Origin of the sequence: Phenylobacterium sp. (genome assembly GCF_044236515.1) — a bacterium.
GTDB lineage: Bacteria > Pseudomonadota > Alphaproteobacteria > Caulobacterales > Caulobacteraceae > Phenylobacterium.
In genome coordinates this window covers 1-24,806 of sequence record NZ_JBIIGK010000007.1, presented here as the reverse complement: position 1 = coordinate 24,806, position 24,806 = coordinate 1, and the positions used below count along the sequence as shown (strand labels likewise).

Below are 24,806 nucleotides of genomic sequence, written 5' to 3'. Positions count from 1 at the left end.
CCTTCAGCGGCTGAAACGCCGAAGGAGGATCTTGGATCATTGATGCTGGATCTGAACGCTAGTGCGAAGCGTGGTGCTCGGCGTTGCGCTTGCGGGTCGCGGCCGCCTTCTTGGCCGAGGCCGAGCGTTCGGCGGCGGTGCGCTTGTCCGGCGCCCGGCCGGAGCCGGATTTCTTGCCGCCGCCGTCGTCCTTGTTGACGGTGGCCCAGGCGCGCCGCTCGGCTTCCTTCGCCGACACGCCCTTTTCCTTGTAGCTGTCGGCGATGTGGTCGGCCTTGCGCTCCTGCTTGTCGGTGTAAGCGGACTTGTCGCCACGGGGCATCGGGAAACCTCCTGGAACTGTCCGACGCAAACCGACTGACGCGTCCACAGTTCCCCCAGTTTCTCCTCGCGGAGCGACCGGGCGCACCGTTACTCCGCCGCGCTCCGCACGAAGTCGGCCGTAAGCGCCCCGGCTAACGCGCTGGTGGTCGCCGAGCTGAGCCCGTGATCCCCGCGCAGACCGACGGATCGCGCCCGCTCGCCCGCGCTGGCCAAGAACCCATGGAGCGTACGCGACCGGCACGCCGGATCGACGTCGCCGTGGACCCACAGGGATGGCCGCGTTTCCAGGGCGATCTCGGGGTAGAGCTGCGCCGGTGTGAAGCCAGCCTTGGTGCAGACCGGCGTCAGCTGCACGGCGCCCCTAAGGGTCGGATCGGCGCGGAACACCCGCCACGCTATAATGCTGCCGCGCGATTTGCCGCCGACGAAGATCCGCGCGCGATCAATCCTCGCGTCCGCCCGGGCCAGGTCCACGACGGTCGTCAGTTCCTCAATCTCAGGGCCGCGATCAGTGTCCGACGGCGTCGACCCCTTGTCCCGCACGTAATAGGCCCACTCGAAGCGGAAGACGGCGAAGCCCTGCTGGCGCAGGCTCGCAGCGACGGCGTCGTTCAGCGGCTGCCGCATCGAGCCCGTCCCCGGTGCAAGCACGACGGCAGGGAACGGCCCGGGGCCGGGCGGCACCTGCGCCTCCACCAAAATCGGCGCTCCGCGCGGCGTCACGACGTTCGCCGGCGCCGACAGCGCCGACGTCGCAACGAAGAGCCCGACGGTCAGCGCCAGGATGGAAGATCGAAGCTCGAGCATGACGAGAGCATAGGCGCGGGACGCCCGCAGGGAAGTTAGCCGCCCTTAGTCGAACTGTTAGTGTCGCTTCCGTCCCGCGCGCGATGTGGGGAGGGCGCGGCAATGCGGGCGGGCCTGGCGGAAGCGGTGGGATTCGAACCCACGGTGAGCGCAAACCCACGGCGGTTTTCAAGACCGCTGCCATATATGCACTCCTGATCCCCTCCGCGCCAGCATGTTGCTTTAAGACCCGGAAATATCTGCATGTTTCGTGCATGGCAGGACTGGGGGTTGCCCGGCATTTCCCTTCCTGTCCCGTCGTTTCCCTTCTGGCTTGTGGCCTCCGCGTGGCCTTACGCGTCACCCGTTCCAACCTTGTTCGCGGGGAGAAGGTAGCCCCCCAGCGTTTCCCCGGCCGCCCGGTCGCGTTCCTCAATCACGTCCGTGTAGAGCTTGAGCGTGATGACGGGAGTGCTGTGGCCCAGCCGTCCCTGAACCGTCTTAACGTCAGCACCGGCGCCCACCAGCAGCGTTGCCGCGCTGTGCCGCCAGCCGTGCGTGGGCGCGACGCCCTCAACCTTCGCCCGACGCCGGAACTGGCGCAGGCGCAGCGTCATGTCCATGGGCGGCATCGGGTTGCCGTCTGGGGCGGGGAACAGGAACATAGGGGTTCGCGAGTAGGCTGCGCCCGCCGTCATGGCGGCCTCCAAGACGCGGGCCTTCTGCGCCCGCAGCAGGGTTACGAGTGCGGGCGGAATGCCGAGCGTCCGGCGGGAGTGCTTCGTCTTGGTGAGTTCCCGCAGCACTGGGCGCTTGTTGACCTCGACCACGGTACGGACAATCGACAGTGAGCCGTCTTCGAAGTCGATGGCGTCCAGCGCCAGCCCCAGCAGTTCCGAGCGGCGCATGCCAGTGACCAGCAGAACCGCGACGGCGGTGTACCCCACCGGGTCAGCCTGGGCAGCCTCGATGATTCGCGCGATTTCGGCCGCTGTGTAGCCGCGCGCTTGCTTGGTGGGCAGGCTCGGCGGTGTGGCGTTGGCGGCCGGGTTCTCCGTGATCAGCCGCCACTTCACAGCCTGCCGCAGCGCGGTGTGCAGGCAGCGGTGGACATGCAGCACGGTCTGGCGGGAGAGGGGACGCGAGGGCCTCTTATCCTTTCGGGGCGAGCCGCCTTCGGTGAGCAGCACCCCATACAGCCGGTCAAGGTCCAGCGCGGCCAGCTTCTCCAAGGGGATGTGGCCGACGTGGTGGGTGGCCGCCTTCGCGTGTCGGGCGTAGCCCGCCAACGTGGTGGGGCTGTGATCATCGCGCCCTTCAAGATGGGCCAGCCAATGGGCGAGGTACGTGCCCAGGGTGTGCTTGCCGCTCCCGACGCCCTTGCCTTCCCGTTCTTCGGCCATCCGGCGGGCGTGGGCCTTCGCCGCCTTCTCGGTGGCGTGGTTCTGCTTGCGGTCGATCCGCGCGCCGCCCGGCCCAGGCTCGCGCCACCGGCTCTGCCACCTGACCGCGCCAGACTTGGTGATGACCTTCCTATGCGACGCCATGGGGTGACACCTTCTTGTTGCCGCTGGCAGCCCTGCACGACGGGGTGCAGAACCGGGCTGCGGCGTGAGCGACGTAGAACCAGCTTGAGCAGTAGTTGCAGGGGCGCATGGGCAGCTTCCGGCGCAGCCCGGCCATCGCCGCAGCGATCATGTAAGCTTGGAGGCTGTTGGCCTTCACGACGGGCTCAAGGCCCTGGAAGGTCACCCCAAGGTCGGTGGCCCAGCCCGGGCGGTTGGCCTCGACTGAACTGAGGAACGCCCGCTCTGCCTCGACCGGCGGGACCTCGCCACCGGCGTAGGTGCTGACCTCAAGCGCCTGTCGCGGCGCCCACGCCATGGCGGCTTGGCGGAAGGTCCAGATGAGGCCCTTCCAATCCTTCGTGTCGATCCGGTGCCCAGGCGCGAGGAAGCCCAGCGGGTCGCCACGCCGTTGCAGGAAGCTGAGAACGCGGGACTCGTCGTGGGGCCGCAACTCAGCAAGGTCGCGCCACCAGCCTTCCGCGTGCGGGACGGCGTACGCTCGCCCGGTCCCGCTCACCTCGATCACGAGGGAAGGGGGCTCACCCGCCACTAGGGCGGTGGAGTGCCCCGCCACCCGCGCCGCTGGCCATCGCCGCCCTTCGAACTCAAGCGCCTCGCGCACCCTCCGCTCCCTCATCTGCCCTGTCTTACCCTTCGATACGCCTGCGCGAGAAAATCCGCAATATACGGATTGACGCGGCACAAAAGCGCATCTTAAGGATTGGAACAGGTGACGAACGTACGGAGGCGACTGTGAGTGAAACGAAGGGAAAAGGCGGCCATCGGGCGGGTGTGGGCTACAGCATTCCGGCCGCCGCAGCAGCGGCTGGCATCCCCTACAAGACCCTCCGCCGCGCCATACAACTCGGGCAGGTCAAGACCGTAAACTTCGGCGGCCTGGAGCGGGTGACCGCGGGCGAGGTGGAACGCATCAAGGCCCTGTTTGCGGACGCGGCCTAGCGCCTCGCCAACGAGGCATCCGCCATGGCCGGTGACCCGACACGCAACCCCCGAATGTGGGACCTTGCAGGCACGCCCAGTTTCCTGAGCGCGGCGAGCATCGCCGCTGCGGTGGGGAGGCAGCCCAAGGCCATGAAGAAGGAGCGGGGCAAGCGCTTTGGCATCTGGACGGACGCGGCGCGCAAGTTCCCGACCTTCCAAGAGCACCCCACCGCCTACATGCTGTTCGGCGCGATTGCTGACCACATGAACTCAGAGAGCGGCATCGCCTGGGCGTCCTTGCAGACCCTTGCCGCAGCCATCCGCCGCGACCGCCGCACGGCCCGCCGACTGCTTCCGATCATCGAAGGGACCGGGTTCATCCTCACGACGCGGCGCGCTGAGGAAGGGAAGGCCAGCCTCTACATTCCAGCGTTCCCGGCCGTCGGAGGGGCGGACACAAATGTCCTACCCCCCTCGGACAACCGTGTCCTACCCCCCTCGGACATTGGCGCCCCAGGGGGTGGGACAATCCTGACCCCCGATCTTTCCTTAGGGACTCTGCCTGAAGATGAAGAAGCTGCTGGTACCCAGCAGCATCTTCATCCCGCACCGCTCGACTGGCCCTCCGTGGGAGTGGCGGAGCGCGCACGGCTCATCTGCGACTTGGCGGGCCTCCAGCCCACCGCCGGGCTTCTCAAGAGCGCGGTGCACTGGCTGCCCAGGTGGGAGAGGGGCGGGATAACGTGGGCCGCCGTTCAGCTTGGCGTGTTGCTCACGGTGCTGAACGCCAAACAGCCAATCCAGAGCTTCGGCTACTTCAGGCGCGAGGTTGAGAAGGCTCAGGCGGAACACGTTGGCGATGAGCATTGCGACGCCGACGCCATCATTCGAGAGTTTGCCCAGCAGATCGCAGCGAAGGCCGCCGCAATGGAGGCCGCAGCGTGAATCGACGCCTCGCCACATTCGCCGCGCTTCGCGACAGCACTGCCGCCGCCCAGAAGTTGCGCCCGCCCGCCGACGTGCAGGCGGCCCTGGAAACCGTGCGCGCCTACGCCGCCGCCGAACTCGACCGCCGCCAGAAGGCACGCACTCGGGCCGCTGGGGAGCACGCAGGATGCCCGTGAACCACTTCCCGGCCACAGACCGCAGCAACAGCCCCAACCGGCTCCAGGCGGCTTCCCGCAAGCGGCGTGTGACAAGGCCCGCACCCCAGGCTGAGAAGGCCCCGCTGCCCCGCGTGCCCCGGAGCTACGTGGCGGAGGTGCAGGCTATCGAGGGTGCGTGCGACGCGCTGCTGACCAAGGCTCAGGAAGGCCGCCGCCGCATCTATGATTCGGTGTGGCTGGACCTCGCGAGCCCCACTCACGCACGGCAGGCCCTGGCCGTCGCTACCGACCCTGAGCTTGCCGCCCGCTGCCTTGCCATCCGCACCCTGGGCCGCCGCCTGGAAACCATCGGCGGATGGCGTCTGCTGGAAGACACCGTTGACCGGTTGGCGCCCGAGGACGGCCGGAACGTCGAGCTACGCCGTGCCGTGTTGCGCGGCTGCTGGCACCGGCTTGGGGAGTTCCTGGCATGACGGTCCAAGGCCCGCCGTCCGGCTTGCTGATCGAGGATCACCCGACACTCACCCTGGAAGGCGACCACGCCACCACCTGGCGCTGGCGCTCCACCGCGCCCGCCTTTCCTTCGAACCGAGAGGACTACCCGATGACCCATGACGCAGACCCTGCCACCCTGAGCCGCCTCCGAACTGCCGCGAGCGACCTGGGCACCACCGCGCCGACCGTGCGCGAGCCTGTCAGGACCTTGTATGCGGCTGCCCTTGCTGGCGCCCTCGCGGCAGGCCGTGAGCCTGAGGATGCTGCGAACATGGCCGCCGCCGCGACTGTCGCGGCGTTGGAACTGATCGCCCCCGACGCCGCGACCTGAGCAGCCCAAGGGGGGGGCGGGCGAAAACCTAACCCACACCCGCGAGGAAGGCGTTGCGCCCCTTCAAACATCGCGTCCGCAGATTTCACATAGGCCACCACGCATGCGAAAGCCGCCCCCGCCGAAGCCCGCTCACCCCGGCTTCACCGTGCCCGACCTTGAAGCCGCTGCCCGGCTAGGCGGGGCCATGTTGGACGCATCTGCGATCACCGAGGAAAACGCGGATCGATTCCTGAACCCGCCACCAACGACAGCCCCTAGCGGCAAGGCTTTGCGCGAGCGGCGGCGGCGAGCCCGGCGGCGCGCGGAGAAGGGGCGATGACCGCCGCCCGAAACCACGCCTTTGCGGTGCCTCAGTCGGCTAGCCACTGCTGGCGATTCAGCGCCCCGCGTCGCCGCCGGAAGACCCAGGCCCAGACGCAGAAGGAATACCGCAGCCGCATCGCACTGGGGCTGACCGGCGCCCACGTGTACCTCAGTCCCGACGTGCTGCTGGCGCTGCGACTTGCGGGCCGTGAGGGGCCGCTCGCGACCGAGGCCGCCCAGGTGCTTGAGGAGTGGGCCGCCCATTGGCTGCATGCGTCGAGTTATCGATAACGCACCCCCGCCGGGCCGCTCGGCATGTTGAACGCCTCAGACTTGGAGGCGCGATCAGATGGACGGCAACCGGCCCTTTCTTCCCTCAGACGTGGCGCAAACCGACCCCCTGGCGCTGTTCTTCCGCAGCCGCGCCGCCCTGGCCATCGCCCACCTGCGCGGCGGCAACGTCACCGTTGACGCTGTAGCCAGCCAACTATGGGGCTCGACAGCAGCCCCGGCGGTGATCCGTGCGCTGGCGAACCCGATCAGCACAGACTCCGCTGGCGCAGCCCTGGGCGCCGTCGCCCAACAGCCGTTCCTCCGCATCCTGCGCAGCAGGTCCGCCGCCGCCCAGTTGTTCGATGCGGCCGACCGCCTGGACCTGACGGGCGTCAGCCGGATCAGCCTGCCCATGGCGCCTGTGCTGCCGCCACCGGCGTTCGTGAGCGAGGGCGCGCCGCTTCCAGCCGTGCGCGGCACCATCGGCGGCGCTGAGCTTGGCCCCGCCCGCAAGCTGGGTTTCATCGTCGGGCTAACCGGCGAGCTGTCCGAGGCGACTGGGCAGGCAGCCGAAACCATCATCCGGCTGGCCATGACCGAAGCCGCCGCCCTCGCGCTCGACTCGGCAGTGTTCAGCGCCGTCGCGGCGAGCGAGGAACACCCCGGCGGCCTGCTGGCGGGGGTGGTGCCCATTGCCCCGGCTGCCGGTGGCGGCCTGGGCGCGATGACCGCCGACCTCAAGGCTCTGGTAAGCGCCATCGCGGACGCGGGCGGCGGCGCCAATATCTGGCTGTTCGCCCACCCAGCCCAGGCGGTTGCCCTCAAGCTGCTGGCAAGCGGGGCGTTCGACCTCCCCGTGATCCCCACCGTTGGGCTGGCGGAAGGCACCGTGGTGGCTGCGGAGGCGGGCGCCGTGGCCAGCGGCTTCACGCCCTTGCCCGAAATCGAGGTGGGCCGTGAGGCCACCATCGTCTGGCAGGACGCCGACCCGCCGCCGGTCAGCACGCCCGGTGCTCCGAATGCCATCGCAGCCCCAGTCCGCTCGGGATTCCAAGAGGACACGCTGAGCCTGCGGTGCATCCAGCGTGGCGCCTGGGCCGTCCGCGCGTCGGGCGTGGTGCAGGTGGTCGAAGGGGTGACGTGGTAGCCATGACCGACCTCGCCACTCGCGCCCGTGAGCTACGCGCGGAATCCGAACGGCTGCTGTCCGGCGACCTACCCGCGCCCGTTGCGCCACCGGCACCGGCGCCAGCCGCAGGCGAGGTGCAGCGCATCGCTGAGCGAGCCGCATGGCGGGTGCTGAACAAGTGGCTGGACCACTTGAAGGGGAAGACGGGCGGCTTCCTCACCGGTGACACCCTCGACCTGCTCTTGCCCAAGATCGCGCAGCGCATGGTCGCCGCGCTGGCGGTGCGGGATGACCGCATTGCCGAGCTTGAGCGCCGGGTGGCCGAGTTGGAAGCCGAGAGCCGGGGAGGCGGGGCATGATCCTCGCCGCCGACGCGGCTGAAGCCGCCGAACAGAACCGCGCCTTGCTCGCCATGGCGCGTGGGCTGGCCGCAGGTGTCAACGGCGCGGAGGGCGGCCCGCTCAAGCCCCAGCACGTGGTGGAAGCATTGCGGCACATCGCAGACCGCCTAGAGGCCGCCGAACTCGACCGGCCGCCTGCGGAGGTGATCGTACTAGCGGCCTCCGCTCGACATTGAGTCCGAACCCCCGCCCAGGCAAGCACGCCAACGGGCCGGGACACAGCCCAGGGACGCCATTCCTCCTGGGCGAGCGAGGCCGGGCGGGGGGTTGCTTGCTTACCCCCGTCCGGCCGACCTCAGAACCATTGCGCGAGCGGTGCGTTCGACAAGTACGGCGGCGCACGCCCCCCCCGACTTGAGCGCCGCCCAGGGCACCTGAACCCAGATGCCTCGACAGCCCGCCCGGCGTCCGCGCCCGGCGGGCTTCGCATGTTCAGCACCGACGTTGGCCGTTCTTGCCTCACCACGCCGCCGCGATAGGTTCGGCGAACAGGATGGGGAGAGCCCAGTGAGCCGCGTCGAACACGACAGCTACAAGGAGTCGGACTGCCTCTGTGGTCAGGGGCAGGTGACCAAGCACGTCGCGTCAACCGATTATCCATTCGGCGGCGCGGACGTTCGCTACACGCTCGACTGCTCCCACTGCTCGCGCACATGGCGCCTACAGGGTTCCGGCACCTTTGTAGATCGGGCCACTGAACAGGCGGCGGCGCGCGCCGGGGAGGGCGCTATGGCGCTCTACCGGCAACACGCGGCGCTGGCCTCGCAGATCATCGACCGCCACATGCAGGCCCTCGGGCCGATGACCCGGAAAGCCGAGCTTGAGGAATTGCACCGCCTCGGGTTCAGCAGCGCGACATACGCTGCGTACACTAAGAGCCGCCGGGAGGGCAGCAGCCCAGGCGAAGCCGCTCACGCGCGCCCCGGCTCCCGTACGCTGCTTCAGATCGCGGGACCTGACCGCGCCGACGTGGAGCGATTGGGACGGGAAATTGAAGCCGCAGACGCGGCCTACAAGGAGGCGGGCGCTCGCGTGGTGCGTCGGCGGGTGGGAGCATAGGCGCGGAGCGCGGGAGCCACTGCCGCTGCTGACAAACCCAGTGAGCTACGGCCCGAAAGCTTGGCCCTCGGTAGCTTTGATGAACCGCAGGAAGTTGGCGACGGCATCGAAAATGAATCGAGCCTCCGCCCTCTCGATCAGCGAGTTGTCGTGGGCAAGCGAGTGGTTATTTCTCACGTCATTGAAAAGCTCGAACGCTTCGACCGCCGACGTCATGATCTTGAATGAAACGGGGTGATGGGTCTTGGCGCTCTTGCGAGCTTCGCCCAGGTATTGACCCGCGCGGGCGTTTAGAGTCGCAGCGGGTTTGACGCTGGGATCGCGCTTCTCAAGAAGGTGCGCGAACTTTTTCATGCAGTAGGTGTGGAGCCGGTCGAGCGCGGTTTCCGGCGCCCCCGCGTCAACATCGCGCTGGATCGAGGCGACAAGTTCCTCAAGCGTTGGATCGGCGGTGAAGCGATCGATGGCATCGGTCGCCATGCCGCCAGCCGAGCCAAGCCGATCAACAATTCCGTTGAACCTCGCTTCGACGCCCTCGGGATCGTCAGCGCGATAGCCGGAGAGTTTCAGGTCCACGCGGTACTCCCACAGCGCGCGGAGAAGGCGCGCCACCACGTGGTCGGGCTGCGAGCGGAGAAAGTACCGCATACGCTTGCCTTTGGAGTCGCCTTCCACCCGGAAGCGGTCGTCATCGATGTCGACGTTCAGGGCCTCGAAGAAGAACTGTGCGAACGTACGATCCGAGAAGTTCAGGCAATAGCCCGCCTGCATCTGCAACACATGATCTAGGAACCGCATATCTGCGGCCGACAGGCTCGCCATCTGCTTAGCTGTTACTCGCGTGCCGCCATTGGCCTTGCCCTACAGGGGCACCTACAGCTTAGGTTATTTCGATGGGGAGGCTCAACACGTGCGGCGAACATCGGTCTTGCCCTGGCTGACTTTGCAAGGCCGCCGTCGCGCATGAGTTGGAAGCAGCGCGCCACCGCCATCTGGCTGCGTGTCAGCTTCGTTCTAGCCGTACTTGGGCTGTTGAATGTGGCTGAATACCTTGAGTGGATTCAGCACTTCACCACCTCATTGAAATGGTTGGCCGCATGGTGGCGCTTTCTCGTGGATGCGGTGTTGGGCTGGTTGCCCTTCCGCCTCACGAGCCCTCAGCGCGACATGCTCGTGATCGTCGGCCTGCTGGTCAGCGCAGCGAACATTCAGGCGCATCGACAGTACGGACGCACCCTCTTTGAATTGGCGTTCCGGTACACCGCGAGCGGAGGGGATGAAGACCCCTATCAGGGAAAGAAGTTGGCCCGCACAACCCATTGGCTGGGCTGGTCGCTCGCCAGCCTCGTATTGCTGGGACTCTGGTTCGTCGCGTGGCCAGCGGGCCTGCTGCTTACCTTCTCGGTGGCCTGCTATCTGCGCCTGCTCTGGCTCCTAAAGCATGAGCCACCTCCACCGAAGTACCTTCGCTACAGGTTAGGTCGGGCGGTCGGCTGGGTGACGTTCGCCGTGATGCTCTACGCAGGCATCTTGGGTGGCAGTTACCTCCGCCATTGGCTGTTTGCCGCAAGCTATCCTCGCCTACTGCTTACTGGATTGGGTGTCGTGTTCGTGATCCTAGGTGGGAACGCGGCAATGCTGGCGTTTGGTGATCCGCTCGCGTGGCTTCCTGACACCTTGCCCCCGCCGCCTCGCTGACACGTGATGACGGCCGACCAACCCCCAATGAGCTTCGCCCAGGCGATGGCGGACACCGCCACACACCGGCGTCACCTGCTGCTAGGCAACGGCTTCAGCATGAGCATCCACGGGGGCTTCCGGTATGGCTCGCTCTTCGAAGAGGCCGCCCGTATCGATAATGGAATTGTGCCGCTCTTCGCCGGGCACGGCGCGGACTTTGAAGCCGCCATTGGGGCTGCCAGCAGCGCCGAAGACCAAGACCGCATCCGGTCGGCCTTCATTAGGGCGATTTCTAAGGTGCACCCCAAACGCAAGTATCTTTCCGTAGAGGCTAGGATCGCTTGCGGCAGGTTCCTCGAACAGTTTGCAGGGGTGGAAAGGGCAGAGCTTCGCGGCAGCGTCTTCACGACCAACTACGACCTGCTCCTCTACTGGGTGCTGATGCAGCGTAAGCAGGCGCTCAAGATGTACGACGGCTTCGATAACTATGGCGTTTGGAGTTCCGCCCGCGTGTGGAATTCGTACGTATTCTACCTTCACGGTGCGCTGCACCTTTACGAAGTTCCTCGCGGCATGGTGCCTCCCGGCATGGAGCAGCAAAAGTTGCTCTGGCGCGAGGACGCGACGCTCATCGATCAAGTGCGGGCGAATCTTCGCACCGGTCGATTCCCGCTGTTCGTTTCGGAGGGAGGACCCGACAGCAAGCTGCGTCGCATCGGTCGAAACCCCTACCTCAAAAGGGTCCGGCGCAAATTCCGCGAGGTGACGAAGTCAGCCAACACCTCCCTGTTTGTCGTGGGGCACAGCCTCGCCGACGTTGATTCTCACATCACTGATGTGATCGGGGAGGGGAGCGCCGATGTGTACCTCGGCGTGTTCAATGGGGACGACGAAACGCGCGCCCGCCGGGTGGTGGCGACCTGGGCACAGCGTCGGCAGGACCTCGGCAATGGGCCGCTGTCGGTGCGTCTGTTCAAGTCTGCGGAGTGTCCAATTTGGACAGAGCCGACAGCCGATTAGCTGTAGCTCCCCTCCAAGCGCGGGTGGCGGTGAGGGTGGGATTCGAACCCACGGTGAGCTTACGCCCACGCCAGTTTTCAAGACTGGAGCCTTAAACCGCTCGGCCACCTCACCATGCGCTCCTGTGGCCTCCGTGTGGCCTCAGAGGCGCGATCCCGCTCACATACCTCAACCCGCTCAAAGGGGTAGCCCGGCGGGGCCGCTGGTTTTCAAGACCGCTGCCTTAAACCACTCGGCCACACTTCCTTGCGTGAGGCTCTTAGCAGCGGGCGGGCCGCCGCTCCACCGCCACGTCGGCGAACCCGCGTCGGTTAACCACAGGGCAAACTTCCTTAGCCAGGCTTAACCACGCCCCTATCGTGGGGCGAGCCGATGCTGGGGCTGGCCATGGGCATGTCATCGTTGCTGCGCGGAGCCGTCGTGATGGCGGGGGCCGCCTCGCTGGTCGCCTGCGCGACGCCGAAGTACGCGATCGGCTATGGCGGCCAGGCGGACGGGGCGCCGCGGCCGCCTTCCAGCCCGCCGGCCACCGCCAAGCGGGGCGGGACGTGGAAGCCTTACCAGGTCGGCGGCAGATGGTACGTGCCGCAGGAGCAGCCGAACTACAACGAGGTCGGGCTGGCCTCCTGGTACGGCGGCCATCACCAGGGCCGGCCGACGGCCAACGGCGAGCGGTTCGACAAGGACATGGTCTCGGCGGCGCACAAGACCCTGCCGCTGCCCTCGGTCGTCGAGGTGACGAACCTCGACAACGGTCGGAAGATCCAGGTGCGGGTGAATGATCGCGGCCCGTTCGTCGACGGGCGGATCATCGACCTGTCGCAGGAGGCGGCGCGGCGGCTGGGCTTCGAGGGCAGGGGGCTGGCCCGGGTGCGGGTGCGCTACGTCGGCGAGGCCGGCGTGCGGACGGCGACGATCCAGGCGCGCTACGAATAGGCTGGCGGCGGGCGTCTCTGGACATTAGGCCCGAACCGGCCAATTTGGCGGCGTGAGCCGCGGGCGTTTCATCACTTTCGAAGGCGGGGAGGGGGCGGGCAAGTCCACCCAACTCAAGCGCCTGGTCGCGCGCCTGGAAGGCGAGGGGCGCAAGGTCGTCGCCACGCGCGAGCCGGGCGGGTCGCCGGGGGCGGAGAGCATCCGCGAACTGGTCCTGAACGGCGCGGCCGACCGCTGGAGCCCGACGACCGAGACCCTTTTGATGTACGCCGCGCGACGCGACCACATCGAGCGCGTGGTGCGGCCGGCCCTGACGCGGGGCGCCTGGGTGGTCTGCGACCGCTTCGCCGACTCGACGCGGGCCTACCAAGGAGCGGCGGGCGGCGTCGGACCGGCCCTGATTTCGGCCCTGGAGGCCGAGGTGCTGGAGGACACGCGGCCCGACCTGACGCTGGTGTTCGATCTGCCGCCGGACGTCGGCCTGCAGCGGGCGCAGGCGCGGGCCGGCGGCGAGATGCGGTTCGAATCCAAGGGCCTGGCGTTCCACGAGCGGCTGCGCGAGGGCTTCCTGGCGATCGCCGCGGCGGAGCCGGCCCGATGCGCGGTGATCGACGCCGACGCCAGCCTGGACGAGGTCGAGGCGCGGGTCTGGGCTGCGGTCTGCGGCCGCCTGGGCGCCGATGGCTGAGGTCACGCATCCGCGCGAGACCTTCGAGCTGGAGGCGCAGGAGGCCGCCGAGACGGCGTTCGAGGACGCCCGCGCGCGCGGGAGGCTGCATCACGCCTGGCTGTTGACCGGGCCGGAAGGCGTCGGCAAGGCGTCCTTCGCCTATCGGGCGGCGCGGCTGCTGCTCGGCGCGCCGCGCGATCCGACGTATGGAGTGCTGGGCGCCGACCCGGAGCACCCGGTGAGCCGCCAGGTCGCGGTCCGGGCCCATCCCGACCTGATGACCATCGAGCGCGAGGGACCGGACGGCAAGCCGCGTAAGGTGATCCCGGTCGACGACGTGCGGCGGCTGTCGGAGTTCTTCTCCAAATCGCCCGCCTCGGCGCCGCACCGGGTGGCGATCGTCGACGCCGCCGACGACCTCAACGTCAATGCCGCGAACGCGTTGTTGAAGACCCTCGAGGAGCCGCCGCCGCGGGGCGTGCTGCTGATGGTCTGCCACGCGCCGGGACGGCTGTTGCCGACGATCCGGTCGCGTTGCCGCCGCCTCGCGTTCTCGCCCTTGCCCCTCGACGCCGCCGCCTCGTTCGTGCGGGAGCGGCTGGCGGTGAACGAAGAGGAGGCCCTGCGGCTGGCCAAGATGGCGCGCGGGGCGCCGGGCAAGGCGTTGTCGCTGGCCGAGACCAACGCCCTGGCGCTCGACGACGCAGCGCGCGAGATCCTCTCCGACCTGCCGGGGCTGGACGAGACCAGGGCGCTGTCGCTTGCCGACCGCTTCAAGGGCGGGGAGGGGCAGGCGCAATTCAACCTGCTGATGGACCGGCTCGCCGAGAGGGTTCACGCCTTCAGCCTGGATCGTGTGGCGATGGGGGCCGGGTCGCTTGATCCCTGGGCCCGCGCGTGGGAGACGCTCCAGCGCCTGCCGCGCGAGGTCGAAGGGCTGAACCTCGACCGCACGGACGCGCTGTTCGCCGCCCTGCGCGAGCTGCGCCAGGCGGCGAGACCCTGAGCGAGTTCACAAACCACCGATGCTGATCGACAGTCACGTCAACCTGCACGCGCCTCAGTTCGACGACGACCGCGAGGCGGTGATCGCCCGGGCGCGGACGGCCGGCGTCGGGCTGATGGTCAACATCTGCGACCGCGTCTCCAACTTCGCGGCCGTGCGGGCGATCGCCGACGAGCCCGACATCTGGTGCACGGTCGGCTGCCATCCGCACGAGGCCAAGGAAGACCCGGACCTGCCGCCCGGCCGGCTGATCGAGCTGGCGGCGGACCCGCGCGTGGTCGGCATCGGCGAGTGCGGCCTCGACTTCCACTATGACCTGAGCCCGCGGGACGTGCAGGCGAAGGTGTTCCGCGCCCATGTGGCGGCGGCGCGTGAGAGCGGCCTGCCGCTGGTCGTCCACTCGCGCGAAGCCGACGAGGTTATGGGCGAGATCCTCGAGGCGGAATTCGCGCGCGGGCCGTTCCGGCTGCTGATGCATTGCTACACGTCGGGCGCCGAGCTCGCCCGTCGGTGCGCGGCGATGGGGGCCTGGTTCTCGGTCTCGGGCATCGCGACGTTCAAAGCGGCGGAGGACGTGCGGGCGGTGATCGAGGCGATGCCGGCCGACCGGATCATCGTCGAGACCGACTGTCCGTACCTGGCGCCGATCCCGCACCGCGGCCGGCGCAACGAGCCGGCCTACCTGCCGCACGTGCTGGCCAAGCTGGCCGAGGTGCGGGGCTGGAGCCTGGACGAGGCCGAACGGCGCACCGAGGACGCGTTCTTCGCCCTGTTCGACCGGATTCCGCGGCCATGACCCTGCTGGAGTTCACCATCCTCGGCAGCGGCTCGTCCGGCGGGGTGCCGCGCGCCGACGGGGCCTGGGGCGCGTGCGACCCGGCCAATCCGAAGAACCACCGCTCGCGTTGCTCGCTGCTTGTGCGGCGGCGCGGGGAGAGGGCGGAGACCGAGACGACGGCGATCGTCGACACCTCGCCGGACCTGCGGCTGCAGACAGCGAACGCGGGAGCCAGACGGCTGGACGCGATCCTGCTGACCCATGACCACGCCGACCAGGTGCACGGCCTCGACGACGTGCGGGCCTTCTATCTGCGCCAGGGGGCGCGGATCCCGTGCCACATGGATGCAGAGACGGACGCGACCATGCAGCGCCGGTTCGGCTACGTTTTCGAAGGCGAGGCGGGCTATCCGGCGATCTGCGAGCGGCGGGCGTTGCCGGCGCATGGACTGGACTGGACGGTCGAGGGGCCGTCGGGACCGATCCCCGTGCGGACCTTCGACCAGGATCACGGGGCGGTGCGATCGGTCGGCTACCGCTTCGGCGGCGTGGCCTATTCCAGCGATGTGGTCGACCTCGACGAGGCGGCGTTCGCGGCGCTGGAACGCCTGGACGTCTGGATCGTCGATGCGCTGCGCTACCGGCCGCACCCGACCCACGCGCACCTGGAGCGGGCGCTGGAATGGATCGCGCGGGCGCGGCCGCGGCGGGCGATCCTGACCAACCTGCACATCGACATGGACTACGAGACCTTGAAAGCCGAACTGCCGGCGGGCGTGGAGCCCGCCTACGACGGGCTGCGTTTCACGCATGAAGTCGGAGCCGATTTTTCGTGATCGGTGAAGGCCTTAAGCTCGGTTTCCTCGCGTCCGGAAACGGCACCAGCGCCCGGGCGATCGTCGGCGCGATCAAGGCCGGCCAGCTGCAGGCCGAGCCGCGGCTGCTGGTCACCAACAATCGCAAGGCGGCCGCGCTGACGTTCGCGCACGACGTCGGGCTCGCCAGCCTGTGCATTCCGACACAGGCCGATCCGCAAGGCGCCGACGAGGCGCTGGCCGCCGAGATGGCGGCGCACGGCGTCGAGCTCGTCGTGCTGTCCGGCTATCTGCGCAGCATCGGGCCGGCGATGCTGCGGCGCTATGCCGGGCGAATGCTGAACATCCATCCCGGGCCGCTACCGAAGTATGGCGGCCGCGGCATGTATGGGCGGCGGGTCCATGAGGCGGTCATCGCGGCCGGCGAAATCCAGAGCGAAATCTGCATTCTGGTGGTGGAAGAGGAATACGACCGCGGTCCGGTGATCGCTCGGCGCGCCGTGCCGGTGGAGCCCGGCGACGACGCGGCGGCGCTGGAGGCCCGGGTTGCGGCGGCGGAACCCAACGTCTTCGTCGAGACGTTGCGTCAGATCGTCAGCGGCGAACTCCGCCTCACATAATTTCCGATAATATACCTTAGGCGAGAAACATATATGGCTTCCGGTCTCTTCGCCCTCCTCGACGATGTCGCCGGGATCGCCAAGATCGCTGCCGCCTCCGTCGACGACGTGGCGGCCGCCGCCGGCAAGGCCGGCACCAAGGCCGTCGGCGTGGTCGTCGACGACACAGCGGTGACGCCCGGCTACGCCATGGGGTTCAGCCCGGCCCGCGAACTGCCGATAGTCGGCAAGATCGCCATCGGCTCGCTGCGGAACAAGTTCTTCTTCCTGCTGCCCGGCGCCCTGCTGCTCAGCGCCTTCGCGCCCTGGGCCGTGACGCCGCTGCTGATGATCGGCGGCGCCTACCTGTGCTTCGAAGCCGCCGAGAAGATCATCGAGGCGGTCACCCACCACGAGGCCGCAGACGAGCCAGAGGAGCTCGCACAGAGCTCCGAGGCGCTGGAAGCCGAAAAGGTCTCCGGAGCGATCCGCACCGACATGATCCTGTCGGCCGAGATCATGGCCATCTCGCTGGCCAGCGTGTCGGACCGGCCGCTTGCCCTCCAGGCGGCGGCGCTGGCCGTGGTCGCGTTCGGCATCACCGTGGCGGTCTACGGCGCGGTCGGTCTGATCGTGAAGATGGACGACATCGGCCTGGCGCTGTCCAAGAGGCGCAACGTCGGGCTCAGCGCCCTGGGCCGCCTGCTGGTGCGCGGCATGCCGGGCGTCCTGCAGTCCCTCGCCCTGGTAGGAACCGTCGCCATGCTGTGGGTCGGCGGCGGGATCATCGTCCACGGCCTGCACGCCTTCCAGATTAACGGCGTGCCGGAGTTGGTTGAACTGGCCGGATCGTTGGGACGCGGCCTGCCGTGGGTCGGCTCGGCGCTCGACTGGGCCTTGCAGGCGGCCGTCTCCGCCGTGGTCGGGCTGGTTTTGGGCGGCCTGATCGTGCTGGTGGTGCACCGCCTGCGGCCGCACCCCCACTGAGCGCCGCGCATCGCCGTCGGCCTCGTATTCCGCCGCTGACGGCCTATATTTCAGAGAAAGTCGTTGCGTGACGGGCGTTTCGGCTGGAGTATAGTAATTACTGGACCCCATCGGGAGCTTCCCATGCGTATTCTCGCCCTTACCGCTGCGGCGCTCGCCGTGAGCGGCGGCGTCGCCCTCGCGGCGCCGGCCCAGGTTTCGGTCTCCGTCGGCCCGGAACTGGAGAAGAAAGCCGTGAAAACCTATGGCGTGAAGGAGATCCGCACCTTGGCGGATCGTCTCGGCGCCGAGGTCGAACGCGAACTGGCCCGCACCGGCGCCTATCAGGACGCCCGGATCGAGCTGGTCCTCGCCGACGCCAAGCCCAACCGGCCGACCTTCAACCAGATGGGCAAGCAGCCCGGCCTCTCCATGGAGAGCTTCGGGATCGGCGGCGCGACCATCGAGGGCCGCACCATCGCCGCCGACGGCACGGTGACGCCGGTTTCTTACCGCTGGTACGAAACTGACATCCGCCAGGCCCCCTACAAGTGGGTCTGGGGCGACGCGGAATGGTCCTTCGACCGGTTCGCCCGCCAGCTGAGCCGCGGCCAGGCGCTGGCCCTGCGCTAAAGCCCGAGCCAGCCTCTTGCGCGACCCGACGGCGCGCGGCCTGATCGCCGCGCGCCGTCTTTCGTTTCGACCTTCAGGATTCGCCAATGCCCGCCCCCGCGCCGCCTGCCGATCTTCCGCCTATAGACCGGCTGCTGGCGATCATGGCCGCCCTGCGCGATCCGACCGCCGGGTGCCCGTGGGACGTCGAGCAGACCTTCGCCACCATCGCGCCCTATACGGTGGAGGAGGCCTATGAGGTCGCCGACGCCATCGAACGGGGCGACCTGGCGGACCTGAAGGAAGAGCTTGGGGACCTTCTGCTGCAGGTGGTGTTCCACGCGCGGATGGCGGAGGAGCAGGCTGCCTTCGCCTTCGACGATGTCGCCGCCGCCATCGCCGACAAGATGATCCGCCGCCATCCGCACGTCTTCGCCGAGGAAAGCTACGCCTCCCTCGACGACCAGAAGATCGGCTGGGAGGAGATCAAGGCGGGCGAGCGCGCGAAGAAGGGGCGCGACGCCAGCCTGCTGGACGACGTGCCCGTCGGCCTCCCCGCCCTCACCCGCGCGGTGAAGCTCTCGAAGCGGGCCGCCAAGGTCGGCTTCGTCTGGCCGACCGCCGAGGCGGTGATCGAAAAGCTGCACGAGGAGGTCGGCGAACTGGAAGCCGAGGTCGCGGCCGGCGACCTCGGCAAGGCGCGCGCCGAGTTGGGCGACGTGCTGTTCGTGGTCGCCAATCTCGCCCGGCACCTCGATGTCGATCCGGAGGACGCCCTGCGGGCGACGAACGCCAAGTTCGTTCGCCGCTTCCAGCACATCGAACGGCGCCTGGCCGAGGCCGGGCGCACGCCGGATCAGTCCGACCTCGCCGAAATGGACGCCCTGTGGGACGAGGCGAAGGCGGCCGAGAGAGCCTAGAGGTCCCCGACCAGCGCCTGTGGGAACTGCTGCTCGAACTGGCCCTGGGCCTGTGCGGTGAGGCTGACGGACATCCGCACGCCGCCGTCGTCCTCGGTTTCCCGCTCGAGGACGCGGCCATGCTGATAGAGCCAGGCGATCGCGGCGCCCTCGCCCGCCGGGATGCGGATGGCGATCGGCGGCGCCTCGTCCACCAGGCCGGCGATGACGGAGAGCAGGGCGTCGGTCCCCTCCCCGGTCACGGCGGAGACCGGAATGGCCGGCGGGTGGGCCCGCCGGGCGTCGCCGAGCACGGCGTCGCGATCGTCTTCGGGCAGCAGGTCGAGCTTGTTCCAGACCTCGATGATCCGCCGTTCGTCCATGTCGAGGCCGAGGCGGGCCAGGACCTCGCGCACGTCCTTGGCCTGGGCGAGGCTCTCCTCGCTGGCGATGTCGCGGACATGCAGGACGACATCGGCCTCGCGGACCTCTTCAAGGGTGGCGCGGAAGGCTTCAACCAGCTCGTGCGGCAGGTCTGAGATGAATCCCACGGTGTCCGAGAGGATCGCGGCCCGGCCGTCCGGCAGCTTCAGGCTGCGCAGGGTCGGATCGAGGGTGGCGAACAGCATGTCCTGGGCCAGCACCTCGGCCCGCGTCAGGCGGTTGAAGAGGGTCGACTTGCCCGCGTTGGTGTAGCCGACCAGGGCGACGCTGGGGAACGGCACGCGGCGGCGGGCCGAGCGCTGCAGAGTCCGGGTGCGGCGCACCTCAGTCAACTCGCGCTTCAGCTTCCCGATCTTCTCGGCGATCAGCCGGCGGTCGGTCTCGATCTGGGTTTCGCCGGGGCCGCCCATGACCCCGAACCCGCCGCGCTGACGCTCGAGGTGGGTCCAGGTGCGCACGAGGCGCGAGCGCTCGTAGGTCAGGCGGGCGAGCTCGACCTGGAGCCGGCCTTCGCGCGTGCGGGCCCGGCGGGCGAAGATCTCGAGGATCAGGCCCGTGCGGTCGATGACCTTGGCCTTCCAGGCCTTCTCGAGGTTGCGCTGCTGGACCGGCGTCAGGGCGTCGTCGACCACGACGACGTCGAGGCCTTCGATCTCCACGAGGCTGGCGATCTCGTCGACCTTGCCGCGGCCGAAGAGCGTCGCCGGCGTCAGCTTGCGCAGCGGCGCGACAAGGGCCTCGCGGACCTCGAGGTCGAGGGCGAGGGCGAGGCCGATCGCTTCCTCCAGCCGCGCCTCGGGCTGGCGTCCGGCGTCGCGGCCTTCCCGGTCGGGATGGATGACCAGGGCGCCCTGGACAGGCGCCTCACGGTCTACGGATTTGGATGAACTCAATCTTGCTCGTCTTCGGCCGGCTCATAGAGCTGCACAGGCTGGGCCGGCATGATGGTGGAGATGGCGTGCTTGTAGACCAGCTGCGACTGACCATCGCGCCGCAGCAGGACGCAGAAGTTGTCGAACCAGCTGACGACGCCCTGCAGCTTGACCCCGTTCACAAGGAAGATGGTCAGCGGCGTCTTGGACTTGCGCACACTGTTCAGGAACGTGTCCTGCAGGTTCTGCTTCTTCTCGCTCATTGGCTTTCCGCCTCTTGTTCTGGTCGAGCAGCCACGCGCCGCCCACACACGCAAAAGTCACGCTGGACCAGGGACGGCGACGATCGCAACCTCGAAAGGCGCTTTTCAGACCGCCGTGGCCCGCGCCCGTTCGATATAGAGGCCTCGCAGCCGCTTCGCCACCGGTCCCGGTTTGCCATCGCCCACGACCTTGCCGTCGACGGCGATCACCGGCAGCACCAGCGAGCCGGCGCCGGTGACGAAGGCCTCCCTGGCGGCGACCGCGTCGGCGGGGGTGAACGGCCGTTCGTCGACCTGCAAGCCCTCGTTCGTGATGACGTCCATCAAGGTCCGACGGGTGACGCCGCGCAGGATGTTGGCGTTGGTGTCGCGCGTGCGCAGGCGGCCGTCGGCGTCGATGATCCAGGCATTGGAGGCGGCGCCCTCGGTGACGAAGCCGAGCTCGTCGACGAACCAGGCCTCGCCGGCGCCGGCTTCGCGCGCCGCCTGTTTGGCGAGAGCGTTGGGGAGCAGGCCGACGGTCTTGATATCGCAACGCCCCCAGCGGTTCTCCGGCGTGGTGATCACCTTGATCCCCAGGGCCGCCTTGGCCTCCGAAGCGGCGCGGTCGAGCGCCTTGACGGTGATCACCATCGACGGGCGTACGGACGCCGTCGGAAAGGCGTGGTCGCGCGGGGCGACGCCGCGACCGACCTGCAGGTAGACCGTCCCTTCTCGCACGCGGTTGCGGCGCACCGCTTCCTTGAGAACCATGGTGAGCGCCCGGCGGCTCATGGGCATGTCGATGCGCAGTTCGGAGAGGCTACGTTCGAGGCGGGCGAAATGGCCCTCAGCGTCGGCCAGCTTGCCGCCGAACAGGGCCCAGACCTCGTAGACCGCGTCGGCCAGCTGGAAGCCGCGATCCTCGATGTGCACATAGGCCTGGGCGTGCGGGACGAAGCGGCCGTTGACGTAGGCGATGCGGCCCATCAGACGGCCTCTTCTTCGACCTGGCGACCGCCGGACAGGCCGAGCGACTTCAGTTTGCGATGCAGGGCCGAGCGCTCCATGCCGATAAAGGCGGCGGTGCGCGAGATGTTGCCCGAGAAGCGCAGCATCTGGGCATTGAGGTACTCCCGCTCGAACACCTCGCGGGCCTCGCGCAGCGGCAGGGCGATGATCCGTTCGGCGCCAAGGGAGGCCGGCGCCTCCGTCACGGTCGCCTCGGCCGGCAGCATCTCGGCGGTGATCGGCTCGTTCGGCGCGCCGGCGGCGAGGATCAGCATCCGCTCCACGTGGTTGCGCAACTGGCGCAGGTTGCCCGGCCAGGCGCGGACCTGGAGGCTGGCCAGGGCGTCGTCGGCGAGGCGCCGGTGCGGCATGCCGGTCGCCTCGCAGATCCGCTGGATGAAATCGTCGATCAGCTCGGGAATGTCCTCGCGACGTTCGGCGAGGCCCGGGACGTTGACCGGCACGACGTTCAGACGGTGGAACAGGTCCTCGCGGAACCGGCCGGCGGCGATTTCCTCGCGCAGGTCGCGGGAGGTCGAGGAGACGACGCGGACATCGACCTGGACGTCGGAGCTGCCGCCGACCCGGCGGAACCGCTGTTCGACCAGGACGCGCAGGATGCGGCTCTGGGTCTCGCGCGGCATGTCGGCGACTTCGTCGAGGTAAAGGGTGCCAGCGTGGGCGCGTTCGAAGACGCCGATCTTGGCCGGACGGCCGCCCTCCCCCTCCTCGCCGAACAGCTCGACGTCCATGCGCTCCGGGGTCATGCCGGCGGCGCTGATCGCCACGAACTCATTGCGCGAGCGCAGGGAGGCGCCGTGGATCAGGCGGGCCACAGTCTCTTTGCCCGAGCCCGGCGGGCCGGAGATCAGCACGCGGCTGTTCGCGCCCGCCAGCTTGCCGATCATCTGGCGCAGTTGCTGGGCGGCTGTCGAGCGGCCGAGCAGCCCTTCCGGCGTGATCACCTGGGCGCGCAGGCGGCGGTTCTCCCGGCGCAGGTTGGCCGCCTCCAGAGCACGTTCGATGCTGAGCAGCAGCCGGTCGGACTTGAAGGGCTTTTCGAGGAAGTCGTAGGCGCCGCGCTTGATGGCGCTAACGGCGGTCTCGATGTTGCCGTGGCCGGAGATCATCACCACCGGCAGGTCGGGGTCGAGCTCCTTGACCATGTCGAGCAGCTTCAGGCCGTCCATGCCGCCGCCGGACATCCAGATGTCGAGGATCAGCAGGGCCGGCTTGCGCGCGCGGATCGCCGCGAGGCCGGATTCGGCGTCGTTGGCGGTGCGAACCGAATAGCCCTCGTCGGTGAGGATTCCCGCGACGAGTTCGCGGATGTCCGCCTCGTCGTCGACCACAAGAACGTCTGACGCCATCGCCTTCAAACCCTCACGCCGTCATGACCTCGGCCGCGCCCCGGGCCTTCACCCGCGCGCCAGGCGGCAGCCGAAGGACCGCCATGGCCCCCTGCCCGCTCCGCGCGTCGGTGAGCTCGAGCTCGCCGCCGTGGTCTTCCAAAATCCGCTTCACGATCGCGAGGCCAAGGCCGGTGCCCTTCTCGCGGGTGGTGACATAGGGCTCCGTCAGCCGGTCGCGGTCGGCGGCCGGCAGGCCGACGCCGTTGTCCTCGACCTCGAAGCTGACGCCGGTCTCGTCGGAGACCAGCCGCACAAGGATCCGGCCCTTGAGGCGCGGCGTCTTCTCACGGCGAGCGGCGACCGCCTCGGCGGCGTTCTTGAGCACGTTGGTCAAGGCCTGGCCAAGCATGCGGCCGTCGGCCAGCAGCGTGACGTCAGCCGGCGGCTCCTCCAGATCGACCGCCAGGTCGGGGCTGGCCACCCGCTGGGCGAAGACCGCGGCGCGCAGCAACTCGGCGGCGTCCTGTTCGGCGAACTTGGGGGCCGGCATGCGGGCGAAGGCGGAGAATTCGTCGACCATCCGGCCGATATCTCCAACCTGGCGGACAATGGTGTCGGTGCAGCGGTCGAAGACCTCTAGGTCGGGCTCGGCGATATCCTTGCGGTACTTCTTGCGCAGCCGCTCGGCCGACAGCTGGATCGGGGTCAGCGGGTTCTTGATCTCGTGGGCGATGCGGCGGGCGACATCGCGCCAGGCGGCGTTGCGCTGCGCCGCCTGCAGCCGAGTGATGTCGTCGAAGGTCAGCACCAGGCCGTCGGCGCTCTGACTGGCCCGGACCCGCAGCCGGCGGGTCTCGCGGCCGCGGACGACGTCGATCTCGGCCTCGGCCTCGTGACCCGCGTTGCCCGCGACGTCGGACAGTTCCGGCGCCACGTCGGACAGCCGCTGGCCGCGGCCGTGATCGCCCGGCAGGTCGAGCAGCCGCGCGGCCTGGCGGTTGGCGGCCGAGATGCGGCCTTCGGCGTCGAGGCCGATGACCCCGGCGCTGACTTCGGACAGCACGGTCTCGATGAACTGGCGACGACGCTCGGCCTCCTGGCCGGCGTGCCTCAGGGCCTCCTGCTGCACCTGAAGATCGTGCGTCATGCTGTTGAACGCACGAGACAAAACCGCGATCTCGTCGGGATCTGCGTCGGCGTCGACGCGCGCCGACAGGTCGCCCGCCGCCACCCGCCCCGCCGCCTGCACCAGCCGCGCGACGGGGCCGGAGATGGTGTTGGCGGCGCCGAGGCCGAGCCAGGCCGCGCCGACCAGCACCAGCAGCGCCGTCTCAGCGTAGGACAGGGCGAAGATCGCCTGAATCCGCTCCCGGTTCTGGGCCGCCTCGCGATAGCTGACCAGCGAGGCCTCGGCTTCCAGCAGGTGGTTGATGATGCCCTTCTCCACCGGGTGGGCGACGTAGAGGTAGGCGTCGGAATAGCCGCGCAGGCGGTAGACGGCGCGCATCAGGTCCGGCTGGTCGAACGCCGGCACCGAAATGTCGCCTTCATCAGCGGCCTTGAAGCTCGAGCGCGGCGGGATGACGTAGGGCGGGGCGTCGGCGGATTCGGCCCGGGCCAGGACCCGGCCCTCGGCGTCGATCAGATAGGCGGCCGGGAATGCGTGGTAGGCCGCCTGCTGGGCCAGGTAGTGGCTGAAGGCGACGGGACTCTCCTGCAGGCCAGGCGCGGCGCGGTTGAGATCGGCGCCCATCAGGCTGACGTGGTCGCCGATGTAGCGCTTCTGATCCTCGACGTAGGACCGGGCGACGGTGGCGGAATTCTCGACCACAGTCTGGACCCGCTGGCCCAGCCAGTTGTCGACGCCGCGGCTGACGAGGACTCCGTAGAACAGCGCGACGACGACGGCCGGCGCCGCTGCGGCCATGGCGAACATGGTCACGAACCGCAGATGCAGGCGGGCGCCGGCGTCGCTCTCTCGGGCCTTCAGCAGGACGGCGAAGCGCAGCGCCATCACCGTGGTGATCGCCAGGATCAGCACGAGGTTCAGCGACAGGACGGCGAGGATGGGCTGGCTCGCGGGCCCGAGCGGCCCGGTCTCCGGGGGCGAGGCGGCGAGCAGGATGGCGACGCCGGTCAGGGCGGCGGCCAGGCCGTAGCCGACGCCGAGCACAAGCCGGGAGT

Annotated in this window: 31 protein-coding genes and 1 tRNA gene; 21 read left to right on the top strand and 11 right to left on the bottom strand. The window is 68.7% G+C overall.

Going from position 1 to position 24,806, the window contains the following annotated elements; translation table 11 throughout:
• Positions 1–58: 58 nt before the first annotated feature.
• From ACILRF_RS01680 to ACILRF_RS01665, 4 genes are all read right to left on the bottom strand, one after another.
• Complete coding sequence (locus ACILRF_RS01680) at positions 59–322, bottom strand: plasmid stabilization protein (protein ID WP_395670529.1); 264 nt, start codon at positions 320–322, stop codon at positions 59–61.
• Positions 323–411: 89 nt separating this feature from the next.
• Complete coding sequence (locus tag ACILRF_RS01675; RefSeq protein ID WP_395670528.1) at positions 412–1,131, bottom strand: alpha/beta hydrolase family protein; 720 nt, start codon at positions 1,129–1,131, stop codon at positions 412–414.
• 332 nt (positions 1,132–1,463) lie between these two features.
• Positions 1,464–2,657, bottom strand: coding sequence for a tyrosine-type recombinase/integrase (locus ACILRF_RS01670; protein WP_395670527.1), 1,194 nt, complete (start codon positions 2,655–2,657; stop codon positions 1,464–1,466).
• Complete coding sequence (locus ACILRF_RS01665; protein ID WP_395670526.1) at positions 2,644–3,315, bottom strand: hypothetical protein; 672 nt, start codon at positions 3,313–3,315, stop codon at positions 2,644–2,646. The genes ACILRF_RS01670 and ACILRF_RS01665 overlap by 14 nt, the downstream gene beginning before the upstream one ends.
• 116 nt (positions 3,316–3,431) lie before the next feature.
• Between ACILRF_RS01665 and ACILRF_RS01660 the strand changes: the two genes are divergently transcribed.
• The 10 genes from ACILRF_RS01660 (at position 3,432) to ACILRF_RS01615 (ending at position 8,720) form a co-directional block, all read left to right on the top strand.
• A complete protein-coding gene (locus tag ACILRF_RS01660; protein ID WP_395670525.1) occupies positions 3,432–3,638 on the top strand; it encodes a hypothetical protein in 207 nt (68 codons plus the stop codon).
• A 24-nt stretch (positions 3,639–3,662) separates the two neighbouring features.
• Positions 3,663–4,565, top strand: a complete 903-nt coding sequence (locus tag ACILRF_RS01655; RefSeq protein ID WP_395670524.1) for a hypothetical protein — start codon at positions 3,663–3,665, stop codon at positions 4,563–4,565.
• A complete protein-coding gene (locus ACILRF_RS01650) occupies positions 4,562–4,744 on the top strand; it encodes a hypothetical protein (RefSeq protein WP_395670523.1) in 183 nt (60 codons plus the stop codon). Before ACILRF_RS01655 ends, ACILRF_RS01650 begins: the two co-directional genes overlap by 4 nt.
• Positions 4,735–5,199, top strand: coding sequence for a hypothetical protein (locus ACILRF_RS01645; RefSeq protein ID WP_395670522.1), 465 nt, complete (start codon positions 4,735–4,737; stop codon positions 5,197–5,199). The genes ACILRF_RS01650 and ACILRF_RS01645 overlap by 10 nt, the downstream gene beginning before the upstream one ends.
• Positions 5,196–5,552, top strand: coding sequence for a hypothetical protein (locus tag ACILRF_RS01640; protein WP_395670521.1), 357 nt, complete (start codon positions 5,196–5,198; stop codon positions 5,550–5,552). Before ACILRF_RS01645 ends, ACILRF_RS01640 begins: the two co-directional genes overlap by 4 nt.
• Before the next feature lie 348 nt (positions 5,553–5,900).
• Positions 5,901–6,149 (top strand): hypothetical protein, encoded by a 249-nt coding sequence (locus ACILRF_RS01635; RefSeq protein WP_395670520.1) that lies wholly within the window; start codon positions 5,901–5,903, stop codon positions 6,147–6,149.
• A 58-nt stretch (positions 6,150–6,207) separates the two neighbouring features.
• Complete coding sequence (locus tag ACILRF_RS01630; RefSeq protein WP_395670519.1) at positions 6,208–7,278, top strand: hypothetical protein; 1,071 nt, start codon at positions 6,208–6,210, stop codon at positions 7,276–7,278.
• 2 nt (positions 7,279–7,280) lie between these two features.
• Entirely contained in the window at positions 7,281–7,619 is a 339-nt protein-coding gene (locus tag ACILRF_RS01625) for a hypothetical protein (protein ID WP_395670518.1), read from the top strand.
• Entirely contained in the window at positions 7,616–7,837 is a 222-nt protein-coding gene (locus ACILRF_RS01620; RefSeq protein WP_395670517.1) for a hypothetical protein, read from the top strand. The genes ACILRF_RS01625 and ACILRF_RS01620 overlap by 4 nt, the downstream gene beginning before the upstream one ends.
• A 331-nt stretch (positions 7,838–8,168) precedes the next feature.
• Positions 8,169–8,720, top strand: a complete 552-nt coding sequence (locus ACILRF_RS01615; RefSeq protein ID WP_395670516.1) for a hypothetical protein — start codon at positions 8,169–8,171, stop codon at positions 8,718–8,720.
• A 45-nt stretch (positions 8,721–8,765) separates the two neighbouring features.
• On the opposite strand, the gene ACILRF_RS01610 is transcribed toward ACILRF_RS01615, so the two are convergent.
• Positions 8,766–9,542, bottom strand: coding sequence for an abortive infection family protein (locus ACILRF_RS01610; protein WP_395670515.1), 777 nt, complete (start codon positions 9,540–9,542; stop codon positions 8,766–8,768).
• A 141-nt stretch (positions 9,543–9,683) separates the two neighbouring features.
• Here ACILRF_RS01610 and ACILRF_RS01605 point away from each other — a divergent pair, with 141 nt between their 5' ends.
• Both ACILRF_RS01605 and ACILRF_RS01600 read left to right on the top strand, forming a co-directional pair.
• Positions 9,684–10,418 (top strand): hypothetical protein, encoded by a 735-nt coding sequence (locus ACILRF_RS01605; RefSeq protein WP_395670514.1) that lies wholly within the window; start codon positions 9,684–9,686, stop codon positions 10,416–10,418.
• A 27-nt stretch (positions 10,419–10,445) separates the two neighbouring features.
• Positions 10,446–11,420, top strand: a complete 975-nt coding sequence (locus ACILRF_RS01600) for a DUF4917 family protein (RefSeq protein WP_395670513.1) — start codon at positions 10,446–10,448, stop codon at positions 11,418–11,420.
• Between the two features lie 24 nt (positions 11,421–11,444).
• Here the strand turns inward: ACILRF_RS01600 and ACILRF_RS01595 are convergent.
• Positions 11,445–11,534 (bottom strand) — tRNA-Ser (locus ACILRF_RS01595).
• Positions 11,535–11,792: 258 nt separating this feature from the next.
• Between ACILRF_RS01595 and ACILRF_RS01590 the strand changes: the two genes are divergently transcribed.
• From ACILRF_RS01590 to mazG, 9 genes are all read left to right on the top strand, one after another.
• Positions 11,793–12,356: a septal ring lytic transglycosylase RlpA family protein gene (locus ACILRF_RS01590; protein ID WP_395670512.1), complete on the top strand. Its 564-nt coding sequence runs from the start codon at positions 11,793–11,795 to the stop codon at positions 12,354–12,356.
• A gap of 52 nt (positions 12,357–12,408) precedes the next feature.
• The gene (gene tmk, locus ACILRF_RS01585) at positions 12,409–13,044 is read left to right on the top strand and encodes a dTMP kinase (RefSeq protein WP_395670511.1); all 636 of its coding nucleotides are present in this window, start codon (positions 12,409–12,411) and stop codon (positions 13,042–13,044) included.
• Positions 13,037–14,032, top strand: a complete 996-nt coding sequence (locus ACILRF_RS01580; protein WP_395670510.1) for a DNA polymerase III subunit delta' — start codon at positions 13,037–13,039, stop codon at positions 14,030–14,032. Before tmk ends, ACILRF_RS01580 begins: the two co-directional genes overlap by 8 nt.
• Before the next feature lie 19 nt (positions 14,033–14,051).
• Positions 14,052–14,828, top strand: a complete 777-nt coding sequence (locus tag ACILRF_RS01575; RefSeq protein WP_395670509.1) for a TatD family hydrolase — start codon at positions 14,052–14,054, stop codon at positions 14,826–14,828.
• Positions 14,825–15,646 (top strand): MBL fold metallo-hydrolase, encoded by an 822-nt coding sequence (locus ACILRF_RS01570; RefSeq protein ID WP_395670508.1) that lies wholly within the window; start codon positions 14,825–14,827, stop codon positions 15,644–15,646. The genes ACILRF_RS01575 and ACILRF_RS01570 overlap by 4 nt, the downstream gene beginning before the upstream one ends.
• Positions 15,643–16,245, top strand: a complete 603-nt coding sequence (locus ACILRF_RS01565; RefSeq protein ID WP_395670507.1) for a formyltransferase family protein — start codon at positions 15,643–15,645, stop codon at positions 16,243–16,245. Before ACILRF_RS01570 ends, ACILRF_RS01565 begins: the two co-directional genes overlap by 4 nt.
• Positions 16,246–16,278: 33 nt before the next feature.
• Positions 16,279–17,211 carry a DUF808 domain-containing protein gene (locus ACILRF_RS01560; RefSeq protein WP_395670506.1) on the top strand — a complete coding sequence of 311 codons (933 nt, stop codon included), beginning with the start codon at positions 16,279–16,281 and terminating at the stop codon, positions 17,209–17,211.
• A 123-nt stretch (positions 17,212–17,334) separates the two neighbouring features.
• Entirely contained in the window at positions 17,335–17,823 is a 489-nt protein-coding gene (locus ACILRF_RS01555; RefSeq protein ID WP_395670505.1) for a hypothetical protein, read from the top strand.
• Between the two features lie 86 nt (positions 17,824–17,909).
• A complete protein-coding gene (mazG, locus tag ACILRF_RS01550) occupies positions 17,910–18,722 on the top strand; it encodes a nucleoside triphosphate pyrophosphohydrolase (RefSeq protein ID WP_395670504.1) in 813 nt (270 codons plus the stop codon).
• On the opposite strand, the gene hflX is transcribed toward mazG, so the two are convergent.
• The 5 genes from hflX to ACILRF_RS01525 form a co-directional block, all read right to left on the bottom strand.
• On the bottom strand, positions 18,719–20,038 hold the full coding sequence (gene hflX, locus ACILRF_RS01545; RefSeq protein ID WP_395670503.1) for a GTPase HflX: 1,320 nt from the start codon (positions 20,036–20,038) through the stop codon (positions 18,719–18,721). The two genes, mazG and hflX, sit on opposite strands and share 4 nt — an antisense overlap.
• Positions 20,035–20,280, bottom strand: a complete 246-nt coding sequence (gene hfq, locus ACILRF_RS01540) for an RNA chaperone Hfq (RefSeq protein WP_395670502.1) — start codon at positions 20,278–20,280, stop codon at positions 20,035–20,037. The genes hflX and hfq overlap by 4 nt, the downstream gene beginning before the upstream one ends.
• Before the next feature lie 105 nt (positions 20,281–20,385).
• Entirely contained in the window at positions 20,386–21,249 is an 864-nt protein-coding gene (locus ACILRF_RS01535) for a D-amino-acid transaminase (protein WP_395670501.1), read from the bottom strand.
• The gene (locus ACILRF_RS01530) at positions 21,249–22,640 is read right to left on the bottom strand and encodes a sigma-54-dependent transcriptional regulator (RefSeq protein ID WP_395670500.1); all 1,392 of its coding nucleotides are present in this window, start codon (positions 22,638–22,640) and stop codon (positions 21,249–21,251) included. Before ACILRF_RS01530 ends, ACILRF_RS01535 begins: the two co-directional genes overlap by 1 nt.
• Before the next feature lie 13 nt (positions 22,641–22,653).
• On the bottom strand, positions 22,654–24,806 hold a 2,153-nt coding region (locus ACILRF_RS01525), incomplete at its 5' end, for an ATP-binding protein (protein WP_395670499.1).

Bases quoted from the DNA above. Each gene is read 5' to 3' on its own strand.
- ACILRF_RS01555 (WP_395670505.1), top strand. From the start codon at position 17,335: ATGCGTATTCTCGCCCTTACCGCTGCGGCGCTCGCCGTGAGCGGCGGC.
- ACILRF_RS01625 (WP_395670518.1), top strand. From the start codon at position 7,281: ATGACCGACCTCGCCACTCGCGCCCGTGAGCTACGCGCGGAATCCGAA.
- ACILRF_RS01630 (WP_395670519.1), top strand. From the start codon at position 6,208: ATGGACGGCAACCGGCCCTTTCTTCCCTCAGACGTGGCGCAAACCGAC.
- ACILRF_RS01680 (WP_395670529.1), bottom strand. From the start codon at position 322: ATGCCCCGTGGCGACAAGTCCGCTTACACCGACAAGCAGGAGCGCAAG.
- ACILRF_RS01655 (WP_395670524.1), top strand. From the start codon at position 3,663: ATGGCCGGTGACCCGACACGCAACCCCCGAATGTGGGACCTTGCAGGC.
- ACILRF_RS01590 (WP_395670512.1), top strand. From the start codon at position 11,793: ATGCTGGGGCTGGCCATGGGCATGTCATCGTTGCTGCGCGGAGCCGTC.
- ACILRF_RS01675 (WP_395670528.1), bottom strand. From the start codon at position 1,131: ATGCTCGAGCTTCGATCTTCCATCCTGGCGCTGACCGTCGGGCTCTTC.
- ACILRF_RS01645 (WP_395670522.1), top strand. From the start codon at position 4,735: ATGCCCGTGAACCACTTCCCGGCCACAGACCGCAGCAACAGCCCCAAC.
- ACILRF_RS01580 (WP_395670510.1), top strand. From the start codon at position 13,037: ATGGCTGAGGTCACGCATCCGCGCGAGACCTTCGAGCTGGAGGCGCAG.
- hfq (WP_395670502.1), bottom strand. From the start codon at position 20,280: ATGAGCGAGAAGAAGCAGAACCTGCAGGACACGTTCCTGAACAGTGTG.
- mazG (WP_395670504.1), top strand. From the start codon at position 17,910: ATGCCCGCCCCCGCGCCGCCTGCCGATCTTCCGCCTATAGACCGGCTG.
- ACILRF_RS01560 (WP_395670506.1), top strand. From the start codon at position 16,279: ATGGCTTCCGGTCTCTTCGCCCTCCTCGACGATGTCGCCGGGATCGCC.
- ACILRF_RS01610 (WP_395670515.1), bottom strand. From the start codon at position 9,542: ATGGCGAGCCTGTCGGCCGCAGATATGCGGTTCCTAGATCATGTGTTG.
- ACILRF_RS01640 (WP_395670521.1), top strand. From the start codon at position 5,196: ATGACGGTCCAAGGCCCGCCGTCCGGCTTGCTGATCGAGGATCACCCG.
- ACILRF_RS01665 (WP_395670526.1), bottom strand. From the start codon at position 3,315: ATGAGGGAGCGGAGGGTGCGCGAGGCGCTTGAGTTCGAAGGGCGGCGA.
- ACILRF_RS01570 (WP_395670508.1), top strand. From the start codon at position 14,825: ATGACCCTGCTGGAGTTCACCATCCTCGGCAGCGGCTCGTCCGGCGGG.
- ACILRF_RS01575 (WP_395670509.1), top strand. From the start codon at position 14,052: ATGCTGATCGACAGTCACGTCAACCTGCACGCGCCTCAGTTCGACGAC.
- ACILRF_RS01620 (WP_395670517.1), top strand. From the start codon at position 7,616: ATGATCCTCGCCGCCGACGCGGCTGAAGCCGCCGAACAGAACCGCGCC.
- ACILRF_RS01605 (WP_395670514.1), top strand. From the start codon at position 9,684: ATGAGTTGGAAGCAGCGCGCCACCGCCATCTGGCTGCGTGTCAGCTTC.
- ACILRF_RS01530 (WP_395670500.1), bottom strand. From the start codon at position 22,640: ATGGCGTCAGACGTTCTTGTGGTCGACGACGAGGCGGACATCCGCGAA.
- ACILRF_RS01600 (WP_395670513.1), top strand. From the start codon at position 10,446: ATGAGCTTCGCCCAGGCGATGGCGGACACCGCCACACACCGGCGTCAC.
- ACILRF_RS01535 (WP_395670501.1), bottom strand. From the start codon at position 21,249: ATGGGCCGCATCGCCTACGTCAACGGCCGCTTCGTCCCGCACGCCCAG.
- ACILRF_RS01670 (WP_395670527.1), bottom strand. From the start codon at position 2,657: ATGGCGTCGCATAGGAAGGTCATCACCAAGTCTGGCGCGGTCAGGTGG.